Genomic DNA, 17,368 nt, shown 5'->3' on the forward strand with positions numbered 1-17,368 from the left:
GCCTCAACGCCGAGACTGACATCGAGCCATCGGGAAAAGCGAGACGTGCGGCTACATCCAGCCGGAGGGGGGTCGTCGCGGTGATGATACCGACATCAGAGTTTATGGTCGTCATTTGCCGTAAGCCAACATGGGGTCGGGTGGTGAATTATGGGGGTGCTGTTCTTCGTGAGTCCACGCGAACGAAAGCAAAACGCCCCCGGCTACATCGACCGAGGGCGCTGCAAATGAAATCGGTGGTCGGATAACTGAGTTTCAGCAGGCACCGCGGGAGTACTGTACATCTAGATCGACTTCTCCGACTGGATCGTTCTCCCACTCGCGCCGCCATCTCGGTGCACCGCTCTCATCCGCAAGCCCGTGCGACCTGCCGATGACGCATGGCAGCCACAGTGCATCGATACCGGCCTTGAGCCGCCTCAGGTCACGCGAGAGGATCTTGAAGGCCTCAGGCTCATTCGGATCGAACGCGACGAAGCGACCCTTTTCTCTGGTGACGCTGTAGCTGCGATAGTGCATCGGAGTCCTTTGCGTGTTTACGTGCGACACCGTGGCGAAGGTCGCATTTGCTTACAAGGGCGTTGCAATTTGCATTCAGGCAAACGGGAGAGCCATCACAGCGAGGTTACATCCGCCTGCACAGTGATGACTCTCTCCTCCCAAAGGGTCAGGTGTATTCGGACTCGCTGTCGTGGGTGCGCCAGTTCATCTGCTCGTCGACCCGGCGCTGGACCAGGTTGGCGAGGGCTTCCGGATCGTGGCTGTTGCCGTTGATGTGGATCGCGACAGAGCCGCGGCCAGCACCACCGAAGTCGCCCCTCATCGGGACGCCAGACTGCGGAGCAGCAGGAACGTTCTGGATCGCATCAGCAGGCGTTGGCACCTGACTGATGGGGTTGCCGCGACGAACCATCAGGTTCCTGTCGGCATCGATCCAGCGCTCGCGGACGGCGTCACCGTCGTTCCCGGCCAGCATCTTGATTTGCAGCCGGCCGTTACGCATGCGGGTCTCGCCAGTCGCGAGGCCAACGTGACCACCGGGTTGGTTGTAGCCGAGCCCGTGCGTTTGCAAGAGCACGTCATTGCGCCTGACATCGGACGGGTTGATCGCGGAGCCCCATTTTTGGAAGCTGTTCGCAACCGCGCTGCCCGTGCCCTTGCCGCCGACATCCGCCAGCGCCCGGTTCACGAAGCGACTGCACCAGGCGTTTGACTGGCCCCGAACATCTGCACCGAGATAGGACGCCAGCACCTTGGCGTCGCTGTACTCGTTCATGCCGAGGTACTTTTCACCAGCACTGACAGCGTCACCGGCGCCAGCGCTGCCGACGCCACCGGACAGAACATTCATCTGTTTCGAGACGCCGGACTGCCAGCCACTGTTCAATCCGCCCGGATCATTCGTCGCACCGACTGGCGCATATCGTTTAGCCATCGCGCCAAGGTCTCGGCCTGCCGCGTTGTAGTTCTTCGCGACGGTGCGCCCGGCAGCGTCGATGCCGGCGTCGATGCTCGGAAACGCGAGCTTCGTTCGCGAGCCGGTCTCCGGGTTCATGAGACCGGCGACGTTGTTGTAACGGGTGTTCGCCCCGTTGCCGGTCTCGTGCGCGATCACGCCCGCGAGCAATGCGGGCGGGATGCCGTTCGCGTTGGCGGCTGCAACGATCTGATCGTATTTGCCCGCAAGCGCTGTGCCAGCGAACTTCCTATCGAACGACGCCTTGTCGAGGCTGCCCGCTACTCCACCGCTCCCGTTGAAGCTCGGCACGCTGTTCGTGAAAGACGAACGGACCTTCTTCGCGGTGGAGTCCCAGGAGCCGGAAGCGCCACTGCCGGAAGATCCATCTGTCCATGATCCGGAAGCGCCATGTCCGCCGTCCGTGCCTTCCCCGCCGATAGGAGAGAGGCCGATCCAGCCACGCACCTTGTTTATCATGGACAGCGCGACGTTTTTGATTGCATCGACGATGGAGACGAACGCGGTAAACATCTTGTCCGCGACCCAATCGAGCGTTTTCTTCAACGCAACTACTGAAGCGATAAAGAGAGCAAATGGACTGCTCAGCAGCGCCATCGTTCCGGCGAGCAGCAACAGCAAGGGATTGATGACGATCAGCGACGTCGCGAGGACAGCGAGATTGGCGACAAGCTTGCCCGTGCTCTCCGGGTCGCTGCCAGTCAGGCGCCGGACGATGCTGAAGGCGGACATGAGGCTTTCGCCCCAAGACTTGATGCCGGCAGCGAAGCCACGGCCCCCTTCTATGATGCAATCGTGCTAGGGCTGAACTGGCCTGCCAGCCAGTCGACCGCCTGGCCCCAATTTTTCAGTCCAAAGCCCTGAAGCAGTCCATCGGTGAGCGCTTCGAAGTGGTCCCTGATCGAGTCAAAGTTGAAGGTGTCCGCGTGCCGTAGGATGGCGTCAGCGATCTGCGTGAAGGCCTTGTCGAATCCTCCACCGATCTTCTCTTGTGCCAGCTTCGCTGCGGCCACGACACTGGCATATGCTCCCGACATGGATCTGACCGCCTTAAGTGCTGCCTTGTCGAGGAACCCCTTGTCGGTCGCGATATCTTGTTCGATCTGCTTCAGCTTGTCCTTAGCAAGGACGAGCTGCAAAATCTCATCGAACCACATCTCGCCGCCGAGGTCTTTCGCTACGCGAATGCGCAGCTTCTCCGGCAGCTTCGAGAGGTGGTCGAGGAGCTGATAGACGGACGCCAATGGGTTGTTGCGCATGGCCTGCGCCATTTCATAGCGCCCGCCAAAGCCGAGATAGGCAGCGGCTTCCTGCATATCCTTCGCCTTCTGCCCGTGCATCGTGTCCGCTGATCCGACGCCACCGATCAGATGGCTGATGAAGTTACCGGACTTGCCGGGCTGAATGCCGACGTCGATGGCCGTACCGACGAGGCCCGCGAGTTGTTCGGGAGTCAGCTTGCCGCCGGTCGTCGCGAGCGCGGACAGGCCCCGTTTCATGCCCTCAACGATTTGGGTGCCGGTTGCCTTTGAATCCTTGTTGGCAATGGCAATCGAATTCGAGATCGAAGCGTATCTGTTCTTGTCGAACTGGATGAAGCTCGCGAGGCCGCCGAAAAGCTCGGCGGTTTCCTTCGCGGAAATGTCCATCGCAGTTTTGGCTTTGAGCGCGAGTTCGGTCGCATCCCCCAGGACTTGCTTGCCGATACCGGCCTTGCTCAACTCGGTCGCAACGCCGAGCGTTCCTTCGGCGCCGACGCCGAACTTGATACCGAGCCGGTCGAGCGACTCCTTGCGCAGCTTGCGGACTTCCTCGCTGGAGAGGTCGGCGAACATCTCGGCATTGGTTTCCGATTTTGCGATGTTCAGCCGTTCCCGAAACGCCGACGCGATGCCCCGGCCGATGCTTCGTTCCGCTGCGACCACGTCATGGCTGAGCTGGCGAACGGCCGATGCCGCGCCAACACCGAGGAACGTCCCGCCTGCGATCTTGCCAACGCTGGTGCCGCTTCCACGCGACGGGGATGCACCGGCAGAACCTCGCCTGCCGAGTAGCGCTTGATACGCGCGTTCATCCCGCATCAGCGCACCGTACATGCGGCTTGCGGACTTCTCCCGGTCCTGATCGGCTTTGGTCCAGGCGCTCCGGTATGACGCCGCCGCGCGTTCCGCGACATTGGTGAGTCCTCGCATCGAATCTGCGGCGGACTTGCTGGCGCGGGTCACGCCGTCGAGAGACTGGAATGCGGTCTTGCCAAGGCTGGAGAACTCAGCGTTGAAGCGTCTCGCGGATGCTCTGAGCGCGTCGATATTTTTCATGAGTCCCCGGAGGACCGGGGATGCGCTCTCGGTTGCCGATAGGGTTACGCTGACGTGAAGGGTTTCGTCGGACATTTTTTAGTTGATCTCGTTGTAGTTGGGTTCTGCCGGGGAGCGCAGAGAAAAGGGCCTTTTGGGCGCTGCGCTGGAAAAGCGGTTTCGAATGTGCCCGTCAGATTATTTTGACGGGGTGGGGTCATGCGGATGAACCTCCCGAACGGACGGGCCGGGGGCGTAAGTCCGCTTTTTGTTGGTGGCTAAGAAATTCGGCTTTACCGATATGAGTACCTATGCCGCACAAAAATCTCGCCTTCACCCCTCCCACGCTCGCGAGCGCTGGGAAACCTTCGCAGCCCGTGCAGCGGCGAGGATGATGATGGTGGTGGTGCTCCGGCAGAAGATGACGCGAGAGAAGCCCTGGCCGTGGCCGCGTCGACTGTCACCGTGACGAACGGTCGGCGCTGGGGGCGACCCGTCGAGTCCATGGCAGCCACGGGCCAGCATTCTCTCAGTTGCAGGGGCAGACGGTTTCACTGGCTTGTATGACTGACGGCCGCCACGCGAGCGGGACGCTGGCGGACGGCTGAGCCGCTGGCTGTCGATCGAAGGAGCACCACCGTGGCCGTGCCTCTCGGCGCCCTCTCGCCATGGCGCGCGGCCAGCACAGGGGCCGGGCAGGGCCACCGCGCGGCGCTGGTGACCAAGGCCAGGAGCCTAGTTCACTTTGGGTATATCCCAGCAGTACCGGCTCAAAGGTTCTGGAAAATAATTCTTGAACCACTCAAACAGAACTCGTATAAGAGAACCACTCAAACGGAACTAGGGGCTTCCAATGTTCGTTCGTGCATATCTTCGGGCCAGCACTCAGGATCAGGATGCGAACCGGGCGGAGGGCCAGTTGAAAGCCTTCGCCAAGGATCACGGACTTAAGATCGCCGCGTGGTATCGCGAGAACGAGTCTGGCACGAAGCTTGATCGGCCGGAGTTGTTCAAGCTGTTGTCCGACGCGCAGGAGGGCGACGTGCTCTTGATTGAGCAAGTTGATCGGTTGAGCCGGCTCGACGAGTCCGATTGGAAGAAACTCCGGGCGATGATCGATGCCAAGGGTGTCCGCATCGTCGCTCTTGATCTGCCAACGTCACACCAATTCATAGGGGCTAACGCGGATAGCTTCACTGGCCGCGTTCTGGCGGCTGTGAACGGCATGGTGCTCGACATCCTGGCCGCGACCGCGCGGAAGGATTACGAGGACAGGCGCCGCCGTCAGTCGCAAGGAATTGCCAAGGCCAAGACGGATGGGAAGTTCAAGGGGCGGCCTGAGAACGTGGATCGCAATGCCGGCATCGAGGGGATGCTGAATTCCAAAATGTCCTGGGGCGATATCCAGAAAGCGACTGGATGCGGCCGGGCGACGATTGCGAAGATCGTCAAACGCATGAAGGATCAGAAGGCGGCCTGATCAATCACCGGAACGCCCTGCACGCATCCCCGCTGCGGAACGACCCGGACGGACAGGTCTTGCCCGGGATCACCGGGAAGGCGTGCGGCGTGTCCTGGTGCAGTGCCTCACAGAAATTGCCTTTGCCGACGAAGCCCGTAGGACAAGCGCCGGTGCGAGGGATACGTTCACGACCATCGCGGGTCGGTGTCGCATACGGGCTTTCGGCCAGAGCCGGCTTTGGAAGCATGGCGGGAGGCGCGACGATGGCGAGAGCCACCGCGAGGGCGTGCAGATTTGCGAGTCTCGTAATCACCGGGTGTCGCGCCTCCCTATGCGAACGGCAGCCTCTGGAGAGAGTGAGCTGAACCGCCGTTCGAACCTAGATGATCTAGCCAGCCATCAGGACGTTATCACCTTGCAGCTCAGACAGCTTTGCGTCGATATCGGCCTGTTCCGCAAGTGCTGCTTCCAACTCAGCTCGCAACGCGAACACGTCAACCGACTCGAGCCGGTCCCGTGCTCTGGCGACTCGCTGATCAGCCGCAGTCTTGCGGTGGCGGAGATCGAACAAGTTCAATGCCACGCTGCGGGCAGCCCTGACACCGTCGTGAACTTGATACTGCTCCCCCTTCAGCCGAGCGGCCGTCTGGCGTGCGAGGATTCCAGGTCGTTTCATTTTCGTCGCTTTCTTTTATTTTTGGGCAGCGCGGCGGCGCTCTTCCATGTGTTGGCGGGTGACACCGGTATATCGGGCGAGATCCGCATCCGTGATCCGGGCCTGCTTCCGGCTCGCTGCGACCTCAACCATCATCGCTACGGTCAGGTTGCCGACCGGTCGTTCGATCGTCTGGCCGTCGCCCTGACTGACGAAGAGGCGCTTGCTCTCTGCGTCGGCATAGAGCGCTCTCAACTCATCGATCAGCGGCTTGCCATCGTGCGAGACGACGCCATGTCCAAGCACAAGGCCCGTCGAGAACCGTGCTGACAGTGCGTCAACGCCTTCCGGCGTGAGTAAGGGCAGGCCGTGCTCCTGAAGAAGTCCCTTGAGGACGACGGCGGCGTTTGCCTGTCCCTGGATTGAGAGGACGCTCATCACGCTGCCTCCCGGCGAAGAGCGGCGATCAGGGCGCGCCTGCACCAGCTTGAGCGATTGGGTGCGGATGGATCATCGACCTGTGCAGCCCGGTCGATGTGTTCAACCAGGACCGCCGGCAGTAACATCGTGACGTGCTTCATGGGGCTCGTCACAAATTCGTGGGCGTCGAACTTAAGTTTCATAGGTTCTCCAAAACGGAAAAGCCCGCGTGCCGGGGGGCAGCGGGCGGGTGAATTACGGTGATGGATGGGCTAGGCAGCTCTCGAACGGGTCAAATGTTTGTTCATGTTTAGTTCTGCCATCGTCTGGTATTGCTAATCACGATATGATGGATGCGTCAAGTCAAAATTGATGCTTTTTTGCATGGCATTCATGCAAATTCAAATGGCCTTTTAATTCGGAGGCGACCCGCCGAGTCGGCGGACCTTTCCAAGCCCTAGTGGCTGACAGGTCAGGTCTATCAAGGAAGCCTGTGGAGAGGCTCGTGAACCGGGGCAAGTGTTGGGCGCCTCTCGTTCAAAATAACGGATGGAAGCCCGTTTAGGGGGCCTCAACTACCCTAAGGATCAGAAAGGCACGGCTCATGGACGACGCAGCACTGGAAGCTCTATCCACGGCTCGCCAGCGCAGTAAATTTTCTCCGTGCTACAGCGGTCTGGCGAGTTTCATGATGCCCTCGCAGTCCCCGTCCTGGTGGATGGTCAGGAAACTGAGGTTCCGCTTGGCGTTGGTCCACGCTCTTGCGCTGGTGCATGCGAGAGAGGCGTAGAGGGCAGCGCCGTCCGTCGAGAGATGGCCGGCCAAGCCGGTTAAAGTCCAGTCGCCACAGGCGTCCCGCTTCATGCTGGTACGGGCTGCACCGATGGTCGCAGCGAACGCGGCCAGCTTGGTCCGATCGGCTGCCTTGTCGTCGAGGTCGGAGCGGCGGCGGATGTTGTTGGTCTTTGCCGGCTTGCGGCGGGTGGTGGTCGTGTTCATGCTCGAATGCTTCCGGCCGGTGACGCGCTCTGGCAGCCCGGCATAGGTAATCATGGTGGTGGGGAGGGTGATCGGCAGCGCGATCGTGGGCGGCTGCCGATCAGGGTGGCCGGCTAGATCGCCATGCGCTTTTGGGTCTCACCAGCGCCGCTGGCTGTTGCCCGGTAGGTCTTCCAAACTCGTTTCGTCAGGAAATTCACCGGGCTCTTCTGCCACTTCGGTTCGGTATCCCGCAGATGACACATGAGGCCGTACCGCACTTCTTCTGAGCTGTTGATCTCACCCGCTTGCGCCAGTTCAACGAACAGTTTGATAAACTCGTCATGCTGGTCAACCGGAGCCTTGTGGAACATCAGCCAGATTTTCTCGCCGGCTTTCCGGTACTGCTCAAGATGTCGATCGTCCTTCTGGTTATCTTGGACCACCTTGCCTTGTTGGGTCTCGCGGCTTTGGCAATCCTCTGGCGGCGTGGTGTCGATCCGATCATCAGAACCAACATCCGGCCCGCGCTCGCCGGAAGCGGGCGCCGCTTGGGTCGGGTCTTTGGGTTGGGTCTCTGAGCCGGGTCCCTGAGAAGAGTCGGGTGCGGTGACCGGACTCTCATGCACAGGTGACCGCACCCCTTCTGACAGGTCACCGCACCCTTCCTGACCGGTGACAGCACCCTCATCGGATTGTTGGGATGCGGTGAACGCACCCTCCGCAGGTGCGACAGCGAACGCTCCCCAGTTCTTCAGTCGGTACTCATTAACCTCGTCAGACTTGCCCTTCTTGGTGCTCTTGACGTTCAGCACTGCCTTGCACGGGACGAGCTTCCTCTCCCCGCTCTTGGAGCGGATTTCACGCTGGCCAGTTTTCAGTTCCTTGATGATGCGCTTTGCGGCGCGTTCGTCCTTCGCGATATCCTTCGCGAGGGTTTCGTAATTCGGATAGGAGCTTCCCCACCGGCTCTCATCTCCGGAGCGTCCCTCATTCAGACGATCAGTGATGCAGACCAGCGCCCGGAACTGGGCGTCTGTGATTTCGAGATCTTCAGCGTAAGACCGGATCATTTGCAGCTTTCGGCCGGCGGTGATCTGTATCTTCACGCCTTCCGGTGACGTGAGGACGGGAGCATCAGATTTGATTTTTGCCTTGTTTCGTGACATAAGAACTCTGCTAGATTTTGAACTTCTCTCAGCCCCGGCGTTCCAGCGCTGGGGCTTTTGCTTGATGGGTGTCGTTACGTCGCAGCGGCTTGGAGCCGTTGCAGGCGATCATCGATGGCCTGCCTCACGAACTCTGACCTGCTTTGACGTAGGTTCAGGCGTGCTTCGTCCAGCGCGCCCAGCTGATGCGCTGAGAGCCTGAGGCCGACATAGGGTCGTGCCGTGTCGGGATCGTAGAAAAAGCGGTTAGTCATAAGTTCCTCCAAAACAAAAACGCCCCGGCGGGATTGCCGAGGCGTCGGATAGGTCGACGACAAAAGCCCCACCTACGGCGGGGCTTCCGATCAAAAATTACAGCGATGATGGATCAAGGCCTAACACGAACCCGTGCAGGCGTCAAATTTTGAACCAAGAACCACTCTGCTGAGCGACCCGGCGCAACGATGCTGAGTCAGTGACGCGCGTTCGCATCGTCAGAGGAGCCAGCGGGCGTTCCGCCTTGGGTGATGCACGGTCGATAGAGCCAAGGCAGAACATAACCGCCGGACCACATGCCGCGCCCGTTGTGTTCGGCTTCGCGCTGAGCAGCGGTGTACTCCCCTTGGAGCTCGGGGCCAATCGAATGCGAGCCCGCTGCGGACAAGCCACCCTGTCGTTCGCTCCAGCCCTTGAACCGACAGCCACTGTGCAGCCATATTGATCTAACGTCGTCCATCGGCTCGCAACTGAATCCCGGGAAAGAGAAACGAGGAGTCTCAACATGGGAGAGATCAACATTCCTAGCAATCAACAGATTGCCCTGGCGTCGATCGACGAAATCGAGTTGGACAAGCTCGTTGAGCAAGCGGTCCGGGAGGAACGTGCAGCGGCTTTGTACCGTCTCGGTCTCGCGGACTGCGGCCCGTACATCGCAACCCGATTTCATCGTTTCGAACAGTCGCTGGAGAGGCACCGTCAAGCCAAGGCGGCACGAAAGCGGGCGGAAACAGAAAGCGCCCTTCGGAAAGCAGCGAGTGACTTATCCTTCGCTGTCGGGGCCATGAAGCAACGGATGGAAACGGAACAGAGGGAGGGGCAACTCTTTTCCATTGATGACCAGATCACTCCGCCTTACCGCTTCAGCAAACATCTGAGGGTGAGAGTAAGCTATCGCTGGCGTCCGACCGTAGACGACAAGTGGACGCTTGGCAGCATAACGTTCGTCCACGACGTGGACCTAAGTCCGGACTACAGGACGCCAACCCCAAAACGAAAGCCGAGCGCTGCCAAGCGGGAACAAGACCTGCAAGACAGGCTGTATCAGACCTGGGAGCAGCTCATGAGAGGAGCGCTCTATTCGGTTCGGGATTATTTCAGGGAAGGTGGTGACGGTGGCAAAATCCCGGAAACCTTTCAGGCGATTGTTGATTCTCACAGCCGCGGATTGAACAACTACAGCACGCAGTTCTGGCGCCCGCAGACCTAAAATTTTTCGGGTGTCAGGGGCAGCCACAGGAGACCTGATGAAAAAGCAGCAGGCACCATGCAACACGCAGAACCAAGAGCAGGTCGAGAACTACTATCGTGGTGTCAAAGCGGCCGACACGGCGGTGATCCGCGCCACTCAGGGCAACATGCTCCGCTACCATTTGGCCAAGGTAATCGAGACGAAGAAGGGGCGTGTCTACGTCGAGCAGGGAGACCCTTGGGGCGGAGAGCGTTGGTACATGAAGAGCGGTAAGAGCTGCGATCACCCAACCGGCCAGTCCAATCTCGTCGTGCCGACACCAGAAGTCCTGAAGTGGATTGAGGATCACCCGCGCGGGGACATCAAGTTCGAGACGGACTACATCTATACGCCACCCGGGCAACGCGACGGCGATCCGGCTAGATACAGGCTCAGCATCACTGAGCGCATGATTCACGACAGGAAGAAGAGAACGGAAGGATAAAACTATCGGCGGTCGGGGGCGTGACCAAAAATCACGTCGTGCTGGTAGCTCAACCAACAGAGGACCGCGCCAGCGGAAATCGGCAGGCAGCACTGCTCTCCGGGAAGATAGTCCCGGGGCTCTTGTTCGCGATGGCGCTCCAGAATGGAGCGACCAGTTCCTTACGGAATTGATCCCGGTTGGGCATTGCCGAGAGTGGGACCGCGAACAGCCAAGCGCGCTTCGTCCAGTCTGTGATGTCCTGCTCCTCTGGTTCCAGATATTGGATCAATCTGCCGCCTTCGTGGGCCACGAACAAATCTGCGTGGATGGGCCATCCGTCCGTAGTGAATTGAAGAGAGACCGGATCATACGTTTTGTCATTGACATTGTTGCCGGCGATGAAGACGCAGGTCAGAAAGCTCTCCGTTGAATGAGGCAGCACGGTCCTGGTGATGGCAGGAGACGTTTGTCGGAACAGGTCCATGCAGAGGAGCAACCGTCCGATAGGTCTATTTTTCTTCTGTCCCTCAGAGAAAACCGTTGCGCCGATGGCTGCCCAGACGCACACCCACTCGTGCTCCGCAAACTTCTCATGCGGCGTCCACGCGAACGAAGAGAGCCCGAAGCCCTCCGGTGCCTGAAACAAATCTCGAGCCGACTGCTGAAGGGCCGAGAGTTCGCTGGTGACCTTCACAACGTTCGCAAATGAATTGTAGATGTTGGACATCCTCAATCTCCTCACCGCAGGGAAAAGCTGACTGGCGTCGTAACCTCAATCAAATGATCAACAGACAATCCGCGCCAGACTGAGAGGTCCATCTCCTCGGTCGTCACCGGCGCTAGATCTAACAGTCCGAATCCCTTGAACGTGCCGACTCCAAGTTTTTCCAAAAACTTGATCGCATCTCGGCACCATATCAAGCTCGCGCCTTCCGCCGCGTTGGAGCGCAGAACATCTTGAAGGATCGCGAGAGTCTGGTTCCACTGGATGATAGTGGTCTGCGAGTCGAATGCCGCAAGCTCTGCCGACTTGATCAATGATATGTGGCGCCACCCTCGCAGATCTTTTGTGCAAATCCTAACTTGATCTTCGATCTGGTGACGCAACAACACGGCGTCCCACTTCACTTCGATGATCCAACGAAACGGTTGCCCCTTCAGAACCCCGTCGATCACCAAGTCTGGTTCGATAGTGTATTGATTCGTGGACGCCCCATCGACTTCAAAGCGTGGCCACAGTTGCACGCTGTGAACCCCAGCTTCTTCCTCGCGGTGGGCGCCCGTCAACCACGACAGGATTTGGCCTGCCTCGCGAGGCGTCATGAACTTCAGCGGACTGAACACCGTGGACGTGATCACGTCTTCGATGACACGGCGTCCGTCACTGGCCTCCGTCGGTAGCCTCGCCCCCTTCCTCAAATATGCGTCGAGCATTTGGAAACTCCGGACGTGCGCAAAGGTAAAGGGAACAGGCTACAGAGGGGCGACGAGTGCGCGACCGGAAGCGCTATGATCTCGCACTACCACCCGGCTTCTTCGGTATACCTACCTCACTCAGAAGCGCTTCCTGCCGTTCGGCTATCTCGTCGAGCTTGCCCAGCGTTTGTCTGTAGTCCTCCATCCAGGCTGTCTCATTTCTCGGTGACGCGACTTCAAGCGCTCGAAGAAAATCGACGTTGGCGAGCACATCCGCGATCTGTTGTACCCTCTCTGCGTATATGCGAGAGCGACGCTCCAGTTCTCGGAGTTCGCGCTTCTGATCAGGCGTCACCCGAGGTCTCCCGAATTGCAGTGATGATCTTGCGCCTTCAGACTACAGATTCGTTTGGTCGCCCTCAAGTGGTCCCAGTATCAACGCACACGGAATGCGGGCTTCCCGTGAGATGGCGTGCACATCTTCGGAACGTAGTCTGACAGATGGTCCGCGCAACGGATAGGAAAGCGGGTGTGTTGCGTCCCGCCTGCCTTTTTTCAGCCCTGGCACCTGCGAGCCGGGGCCAGTGATCAGGCGGCGATGGCGGGAGCCGCGCGGCGTTGCCAATGATCCTGCGCAGCTCGCCAATAGGAAAGGTGCGAGGGGCAGGGTATCCTGCTCTTGGAGTGGATGGGGTTAGCGCGTTGTATGGTTGGCTCCGTGCCGCCGTCTCGAAAGCTGGAAGGGGGCTCCTCATGTCAAAGCGTTCTGAGTCGAACTTTGCGACTCACAGGCGGATATGGATCATCAGGTCGTGTCTTGGCTTTGCGTCGCTGCCCGCGCTGATCGCCACCGCGCTGGCTGAGCCAGTCACGTTTCGCGGGATCCCGATGGGGGTTCGCTTGGCAGATTTTCGGAAGACGCCGTTTCCCGACGAGTCCAAGCATCCCAAGACGCGGATCATGTGCTCGGGCGACAAGGGGCTAGCTCTTCAATACCGCGTCTGTGGGCGCACGAAGCATTGGATAGTGTAACCCATCAGATAAACGTATGCTTGGCCTGAAGGCGAATACTCTTCTACGATTTTCTCTGGTGGCACTTTCACCCACTTGTATCCACTCGGTGTGTCGTCGGGTTTATGCGCCCTAATCCACACGTACCACTCAGGCTCCGGATACTTAGCGCCTGTGGGCACGACCATCTTGTATTCGACGCTTACGGCATCCTTTTCTGTGCAGCATGATTTGGATTTCTTGTCACGACCATCATCAGGACGGTTGTCCGGTCGCTGAAGATTGTCGAGAAACTTCCGGTCGATCTCCGGTACGGCATTCGTGTGTTCATGAGCAAAAACCAAAGGCAAAAGCAGCAAATAAAACAACAAGGCAAATATGGCCCTCATGATGAGCCTCCATGAGTAGACGCGGCCGCCAATGCCGGGTCCGCGAAATCGAGACGTTCCCTGCACAATCGAGCGCTATCCCGCACCCGCGCGTACCGATATCCGGTTGGGGTCACGAGCCGTAATACTTGCAGTGAGCAACTCAAGTCGGCTCTGCGTCCGATAGGAGACCTCAGCAAGACCTCCCAAACTTGTCGCGATGGGCCACAAGCGGTCATTCGGTCGGTGCTTGTTGCTAGCCCGTCTCTCACGAATAGGACGGGCTAGACAGCCCGAAGTCGCAAAGGACATGGCAGCGGTTCGTGCGTTTGTGCAACTCAGAAGCTCCGGGACGGCTACAGGGCGACGTTTCCCACTGTCGGTACTGTCGCGCGGTCTCATCAAGACGCCTTACCGCGAAGGGCAGCAACGGGATCGTGCTGGCGACCGTCCACTGTCGGGATGACCTTCACTGAGCAACGATGCAAGAGCCGATGTGGAAGCCACCGCAATGGCAAAACCGAACGCGCAACGCTTCTGAATGGCGCTCGCTAGTGTTGAAAAGGTATGAACAAACGTTCGCATTGCCTTCTCCTTCTGGAAAAGCACACGTGGCAAAACAGAAAGGTTTAAGTTACTGTATCTTGCAACTTTAGAGCGCCGCATTTGACAACTCAAGGCTTACTATAGGATCGCGGTGCGACTCTCGCGCGCAGTCCGGGAACAGTTGGCAATCTCCGAGACTACGGTTCAGGCCCGGTTTGGTGTCGAAGCACGGCGACCGCACCTATCGCGCCGGGCGATGCGGCCACTGGATCAAGGTCAAGAACCGGCAGCACCCGGCCTTTCACCGCGTTCCAGATACGGTCTCGACCCAAAGAAATAGCCCCTGTGCCGTGTGGCACAGGGGGATCGCGGGTCGAGGCGTGCCATCACGCTCATGGCCTGCCTCCTATTTGATGCAGCGTTCGAGCATCGCGTCACGCCGGGCAATCGCCTTGCCGACCTCGCGCAGCGTGAACGCGAAGCCGATCAGCACCGCCAGATTGATAATCAGGATGGCGAGCAGGAACGGTGTTGCCCGCATGGTTTCGACAACCTGCTTGGCGATCTCCCGCATGGCCTAGCCGTAGATGCCGCCCGCGCTGATGCTGCCTGCGATGCTGCCGGGGAAATAGTTGGCGCCGCCGCCGCCTGTCGCGATGACGCCGTTCGAGGTTGCGGCGTAACGTGGCCCGGTCACGGTCGCGCCCGCCGGGTTGAACGTCATGCCGGACGTGTAGAGCACACCGCCCTGGTTGGCGTAGGCAAACCCTTGGCTGAAATTGAGCGTCCCAGTCAGCGGCACAGTGCCCGCGAGGTAGTTTGCCATATAGCCGTTGTTGACGGCCAACAAGTGGAAGCCCGCGTCGCCGCTGATGGTGTAGTTGCCGGTTGCGGCAATGATCGCGGCCCCGCTCGCCCGCATGTGAGCGTAACCCTGATTGAACGTCTGGAAATCAATCTTCTGGAAATAGATGATGCCGCCGCTGCTGGCATCAAAGCCGCTCCCGGCAGAGGTGGCGCGTATCCTCATGCCGCGCAAATGCCACGGGCGCACATTGTCGGAAATGAAGGCCGACGACCTGAAATGGACCCCGGTTTTGGGACCAGAGGCTAAGTTGGAAAAGGGCCGCTCCGTTTGATAGACGGAGGGCATGATGACGAAGAAGACACGACGGAAGATCGACGCGGCGTTGAAGGCAAAGATCGCGCTGGAAGCGGTGCGGGAGCAGGCGACGGTGGCCGATCTGGCCCAGCGCTATGAGGTTCACCCGAACCAGATCTATGCCTGGAAGAAGCAGCTGCTGGACCAGGCGGCCCGGGCTTTTGACGCGGGTGTCGGGCGCGAGAGCGAGGAAACGCGCGAACGCGAGATCGAGAAGCTGCACGCCAAGATTGGACAACTGACAGTCGAGCGCGATTTTTTAGCGCGGAGGTCCGGAAGATGAGCACGCCGGACCGTCGAGGAATGCTCGATCGCGCCGACCAGGCGCTGTCGATCCGCCGGCAATGCATGTTGCTTGGCATCGCCCGTTCTGGGGTCTACCGGCCGCCACAGCCGGCCAACGACAACGACCTTGCCCTGATGCAGCGGATCGACGAGCTGTTCACCGCCTGGCCATTCCTGGGCTCGCGGCGAATGACCGCGATGCTGAAGGCTGAGGGGCTTCAGGTCAATCGCAAGCGCGTGCAGCGGTTGATGCGCAAGATGGGCATCGCGGCGCTGGGACCGAAGCCGAACACGACAAAGCCGGCGCCGGGCCACAAGATCTATCCCTATCTGCTGCGCAACATGACGATCGACCGGCCGAACCAGGTGTGGGCGGCCGACATCACGTATCTGCCCATCGGCCGCGGCTTTCTCTATCTCGTCGCCATCATCGACTGGGCGAGCCGTGCGGTTCTGGCGTGGCGGTTGTCGAATACGATGGACGTCTCGTTCTGCGTGGCGGCTCTGGAAGAGGCGCTGGCGACCTACGGCACGCCGGAGATTTTCAACACCGACCAGGGCAGCCAGTTCACCAGCGCGGCCTTCACCGGCGCGTTGGTGGGCGCAGGGATCAAGATCTCCATGGATGGCCGCGGTCGTTGGATGGACAATGTCTTCATCGAGCGGCTGTGGCGGTCGCTCAAGCATGAGGACATCTATCTCAAGGGCTATGCCGACGGCCGCGAGGCCAAGGCAGGGATCGCGAGCTGGATCGCCTTCTACAACGATCGTCGCCTTCATCAGTCCCTCGGCTATCGCACGCCGATGGCGGTCTGGCGCGAACGGATGCAGGCCGCGCAGGCTGTGGACATGGTGGACAACGCTGACGCGTTGACCACATGCCCATCTGTGGACGCCCCGGTGGATGCAAGAAGAATCTTTCGATTAGGTGTTGCGCGTAGTCGGGTGCTGACATCTGTCCGGCCTTGATTGCGACCGTCATATGTCGCGGGCCCGTATGGGAGTTCGCGGATCAGGTCCAAATCACAGCGGCGTACTTGGAAGCACTTGGGCATGTACTGGTTTTCCCGACCCCGTCTCATCGACTGTTGCGCCGTACCTTCCGTTTGACCTTCCTACCTCCTCGACGACCTCTGGTCGGGCGGACTAAGCGATTAAGCCGCTGCGACCGGAGCTTTGTAGACCCCACCGTTGACCATCAAAGCCCACACGGTGCGAGCCATCTTGTTGGCGAGAGCGACGGCGACAAGCATGGGCGGCTTACGAGCGAGCATGCGCTCCAGCCATGCCCCTTGCGATTGACCGCGTCGGCGAGCCAGCTTCACCACCGCACTCGCCCCGATGATGAGGAGACGCCGCAGCGTTCGCTCACCCATTTTCGATATTTGGCCGAGCTTCTGTCTTCCACCAGTGGAACGTTGCAGCGGCGTCAACCCCAACCACGCGGCGAAATCCCGGCCACGTTTGAAGTTTTCGGGCTCAGGCGCTAGCGCCATCAGAGCTGTCGCAGTGATTGGGCCGATGCCAGGAACTGTCATAAGCCGTCGAGCAACTTCCTCTTCTCGGGCTCGTCGCGCGATCTCAATATCGAGTTGCTTGATTTGCTCTTCCAGCACCGCCAGCATCTTGACTAGGATATCGAGCGCCGGTTGCGCCGCCGTTGGCACGCTGCTCCCGGAAGCTTGCGCGTGCTCAACCAGCGCGGCGACATTGGACGCCCCCTTTGCAACGACCAGGCCGTATTCGGCGAGGTGACCTCGCAACGCGTTTATGATCTGAGTACGTTGCCGGACCAAAAGATCGCGAGCGCGAAACACGACCGCGCTCGCCTGCTGGTCCTCACTCTTCACGGCGGCAAAGCGCATGGTGGGGCGTTGGGCTGCTTCGCAAATCGCTTCTGCATCGGCCATATCGTTTTTCTGGCGTTTCACAAAGGGCTTTACATAGGACGGTGGAATCAGACGCACTGCGTGACCCAGCTTGCCAATCTCACGAGCCCAGTGATGGGCGCTGGCGCAGGCTTCCATCGCTACCAGGCACGCAGGCTGCTGAGCAAAGAAAGCCAGCACATTATCACGACGCAGCTGTTTGCGGAAAACAACAACGCCGCCAGCGTCTGCGCCATGTGCCTGAAAAACATGTTTCGCCAAGTCTAGTCCAATCGTGCTAACTTCGTTCACGGACGCTTCCTCTTTCTGACGGTTCAACA

Annotated in this window: 18 protein-coding genes and 1 pseudogene; 4 read left to right on the plus strand and 15 right to left on the minus strand. The window is 59.6% G+C overall.

The annotated features are described in order from the left end of the window. Positions 1-667: 667 nt before the first annotated feature. Both J4G43_RS23000 and J4G43_RS23005 read right to left on the minus strand, forming a co-directional pair. The gene (locus J4G43_RS23000; protein ID WP_208086416.1) at positions 668-2,209 is read right to left on the minus strand and encodes a glucosaminidase domain-containing protein; all 1,542 of its coding nucleotides are present in this window, start codon (positions 2,207-2,209) and stop codon (positions 668-670) included. A 50-nt stretch (positions 2,210-2,259) separates the two neighbouring features. After that, complete coding sequence (locus J4G43_RS23005; protein WP_208086417.1) at positions 2,260-3,870, minus strand: phage tail tape measure protein; 1,611 nt, start codon at positions 3,868-3,870, stop codon at positions 2,260-2,262. 757 nt (positions 3,871-4,627) lie between these two features. Between J4G43_RS23005 and J4G43_RS23010 the strand changes: the two genes are divergently transcribed. After that, on the plus strand, positions 4,628-5,254 hold the full coding sequence (locus tag J4G43_RS23010) for a recombinase family protein (RefSeq protein ID WP_028149706.1): 627 nt from the start codon (positions 4,628-4,630) through the stop codon (positions 5,252-5,254). A 370-nt stretch (positions 5,255-5,624) separates the two neighbouring features. Here the strand turns inward: J4G43_RS23010 and J4G43_RS23015 are convergent, their stop codons facing one another. From J4G43_RS23015 to J4G43_RS23040, 6 genes are all read right to left on the minus strand, one after another. Beyond that, positions 5,625-5,912 (minus strand): hypothetical protein, encoded by a 288-nt coding sequence (locus J4G43_RS23015; protein ID WP_028149705.1) that lies wholly within the window; start codon positions 5,910-5,912, stop codon positions 5,625-5,627. 15 nt (positions 5,913-5,927) lie between these two features. Then, the gene (locus J4G43_RS23020; RefSeq protein ID WP_155257817.1) at positions 5,928-6,332 is read right to left on the minus strand and encodes a hypothetical protein; all 405 of its coding nucleotides are present in this window, start codon (positions 6,330-6,332) and stop codon (positions 5,928-5,930) included. Beyond that, positions 6,329-6,514, minus strand: coding sequence for a hypothetical protein (locus tag J4G43_RS23025; RefSeq protein WP_028149703.1), 186 nt, complete (start codon positions 6,512-6,514; stop codon positions 6,329-6,331). The genes J4G43_RS23020 and J4G43_RS23025 overlap by 4 nt, the downstream gene beginning before the upstream one ends. A gap of 463 nt (positions 6,515-6,977) precedes the next feature. Next, positions 6,978-7,310 carry a hypothetical protein gene (locus tag J4G43_RS23030; protein ID WP_208086418.1) on the minus strand — a complete coding sequence of 111 codons (333 nt, stop codon included), beginning with the start codon at positions 7,308-7,310 and terminating at the stop codon, positions 6,978-6,980. 113 nt (positions 7,311-7,423) lie between these two features. Beyond that, positions 7,424-8,458, minus strand: coding sequence for a helix-turn-helix domain-containing protein (locus J4G43_RS23035; protein WP_049832040.1), 1,035 nt, complete (start codon positions 8,456-8,458; stop codon positions 7,424-7,426). A 74-nt stretch (positions 8,459-8,532) separates the two neighbouring features. After that, positions 8,533-8,712 (minus strand): ribbon-helix-helix protein, CopG family, encoded by a 180-nt coding sequence (locus J4G43_RS23040; RefSeq protein WP_028154119.1) that lies wholly within the window; start codon positions 8,710-8,712, stop codon positions 8,533-8,535. A 506-nt stretch (positions 8,713-9,218) separates the two neighbouring features. Here J4G43_RS23040 and J4G43_RS23045 point away from each other — a divergent pair. After that, positions 9,219-9,923, plus strand: a complete 705-nt coding sequence (locus tag J4G43_RS23045) for a hypothetical protein (protein ID WP_028154118.1) — start codon at positions 9,219-9,221, stop codon at positions 9,921-9,923. A 37-nt stretch (positions 9,924-9,960) separates the two neighbouring features. After that, positions 9,961-10,389 carry a hypothetical protein gene (locus tag J4G43_RS23050; protein ID WP_028154117.1) on the plus strand — a complete coding sequence of 143 codons (429 nt, stop codon included), beginning with the start codon at positions 9,961-9,963 and terminating at the stop codon, positions 10,387-10,389. A 49-nt stretch (positions 10,390-10,438) separates the two neighbouring features. On the opposite strand, the gene J4G43_RS23055 is transcribed toward J4G43_RS23050, so the two are convergent. The 6 genes from J4G43_RS23055 to J4G43_RS23080 all read right to left on the minus strand — a co-directional run bounded on the left by J4G43_RS23055 (position 10,439) and on the right by J4G43_RS23080 (position 14,865). Next, the gene (locus J4G43_RS23055; RefSeq protein WP_028154116.1) at positions 10,439-11,098 is read right to left on the minus strand and encodes a hypothetical protein; all 660 of its coding nucleotides are present in this window, start codon (positions 11,096-11,098) and stop codon (positions 10,439-10,441) included. An 11-nt stretch (positions 11,099-11,109) separates the two neighbouring features. Next, positions 11,110-11,805 carry a hypothetical protein gene (locus tag J4G43_RS23060; RefSeq protein WP_028154115.1) on the minus strand — a complete coding sequence of 232 codons (696 nt, stop codon included), beginning with the start codon at positions 11,803-11,805 and terminating at the stop codon, positions 11,110-11,112. 73 nt (positions 11,806-11,878) lie between these two features. After that, entirely contained in the window at positions 11,879-12,142 is a 264-nt protein-coding gene (locus J4G43_RS23065) for a hypothetical protein (protein ID WP_208086419.1), read from the minus strand. A gap of 634 nt (positions 12,143-12,776) precedes the next feature. Beyond that, positions 12,777-13,187 (minus strand): hypothetical protein, encoded by a 411-nt coding sequence (locus J4G43_RS23070; protein WP_155258219.1) that lies wholly within the window; start codon positions 13,185-13,187, stop codon positions 12,777-12,779. A gap of 931 nt (positions 13,188-14,118) precedes the next feature. Then, the gene (locus J4G43_RS23075; protein ID WP_155258218.1) at positions 14,119-14,286 is read right to left on the minus strand and encodes a hypothetical protein; all 168 of its coding nucleotides are present in this window, start codon (positions 14,284-14,286) and stop codon (positions 14,119-14,121) included. A 3-nt stretch (positions 14,287-14,289) separates the two neighbouring features. Continuing rightward, complete coding sequence (locus J4G43_RS23080) at positions 14,290-14,865, minus strand: hypothetical protein (protein WP_212479342.1); 576 nt, start codon at positions 14,863-14,865, stop codon at positions 14,290-14,292. Between the two features lies 1 nt (position 14,866). On the opposite strand from J4G43_RS23080, the pseudogene J4G43_RS23085 reads away from it, so the two are divergent. Continuing rightward, positions 14,867-15,963 (plus strand): annotated as a pseudogene (locus J4G43_RS23085) (IS3 family transposase); the annotation flags it as partial. A 350-nt stretch (positions 15,964-16,313) separates the two neighbouring features. Here J4G43_RS23085 and J4G43_RS23090 read toward each other — a convergent pair. After that, positions 16,314-17,339 (minus strand): IS110 family RNA-guided transposase, encoded by a 1,026-nt coding sequence (locus tag J4G43_RS23090; RefSeq protein ID WP_166353271.1) that lies wholly within the window; start codon positions 17,337-17,339, stop codon positions 16,314-16,316. Positions 17,340-17,368: the final 29 nt, after the last annotated feature.

The organism is Bradyrhizobium barranii subsp. barranii, assembly GCF_017565645.3.
Classification (GTDB): Bacteria; Pseudomonadota; Alphaproteobacteria; order Rhizobiales; family Xanthobacteraceae; genus Bradyrhizobium; species Bradyrhizobium barranii.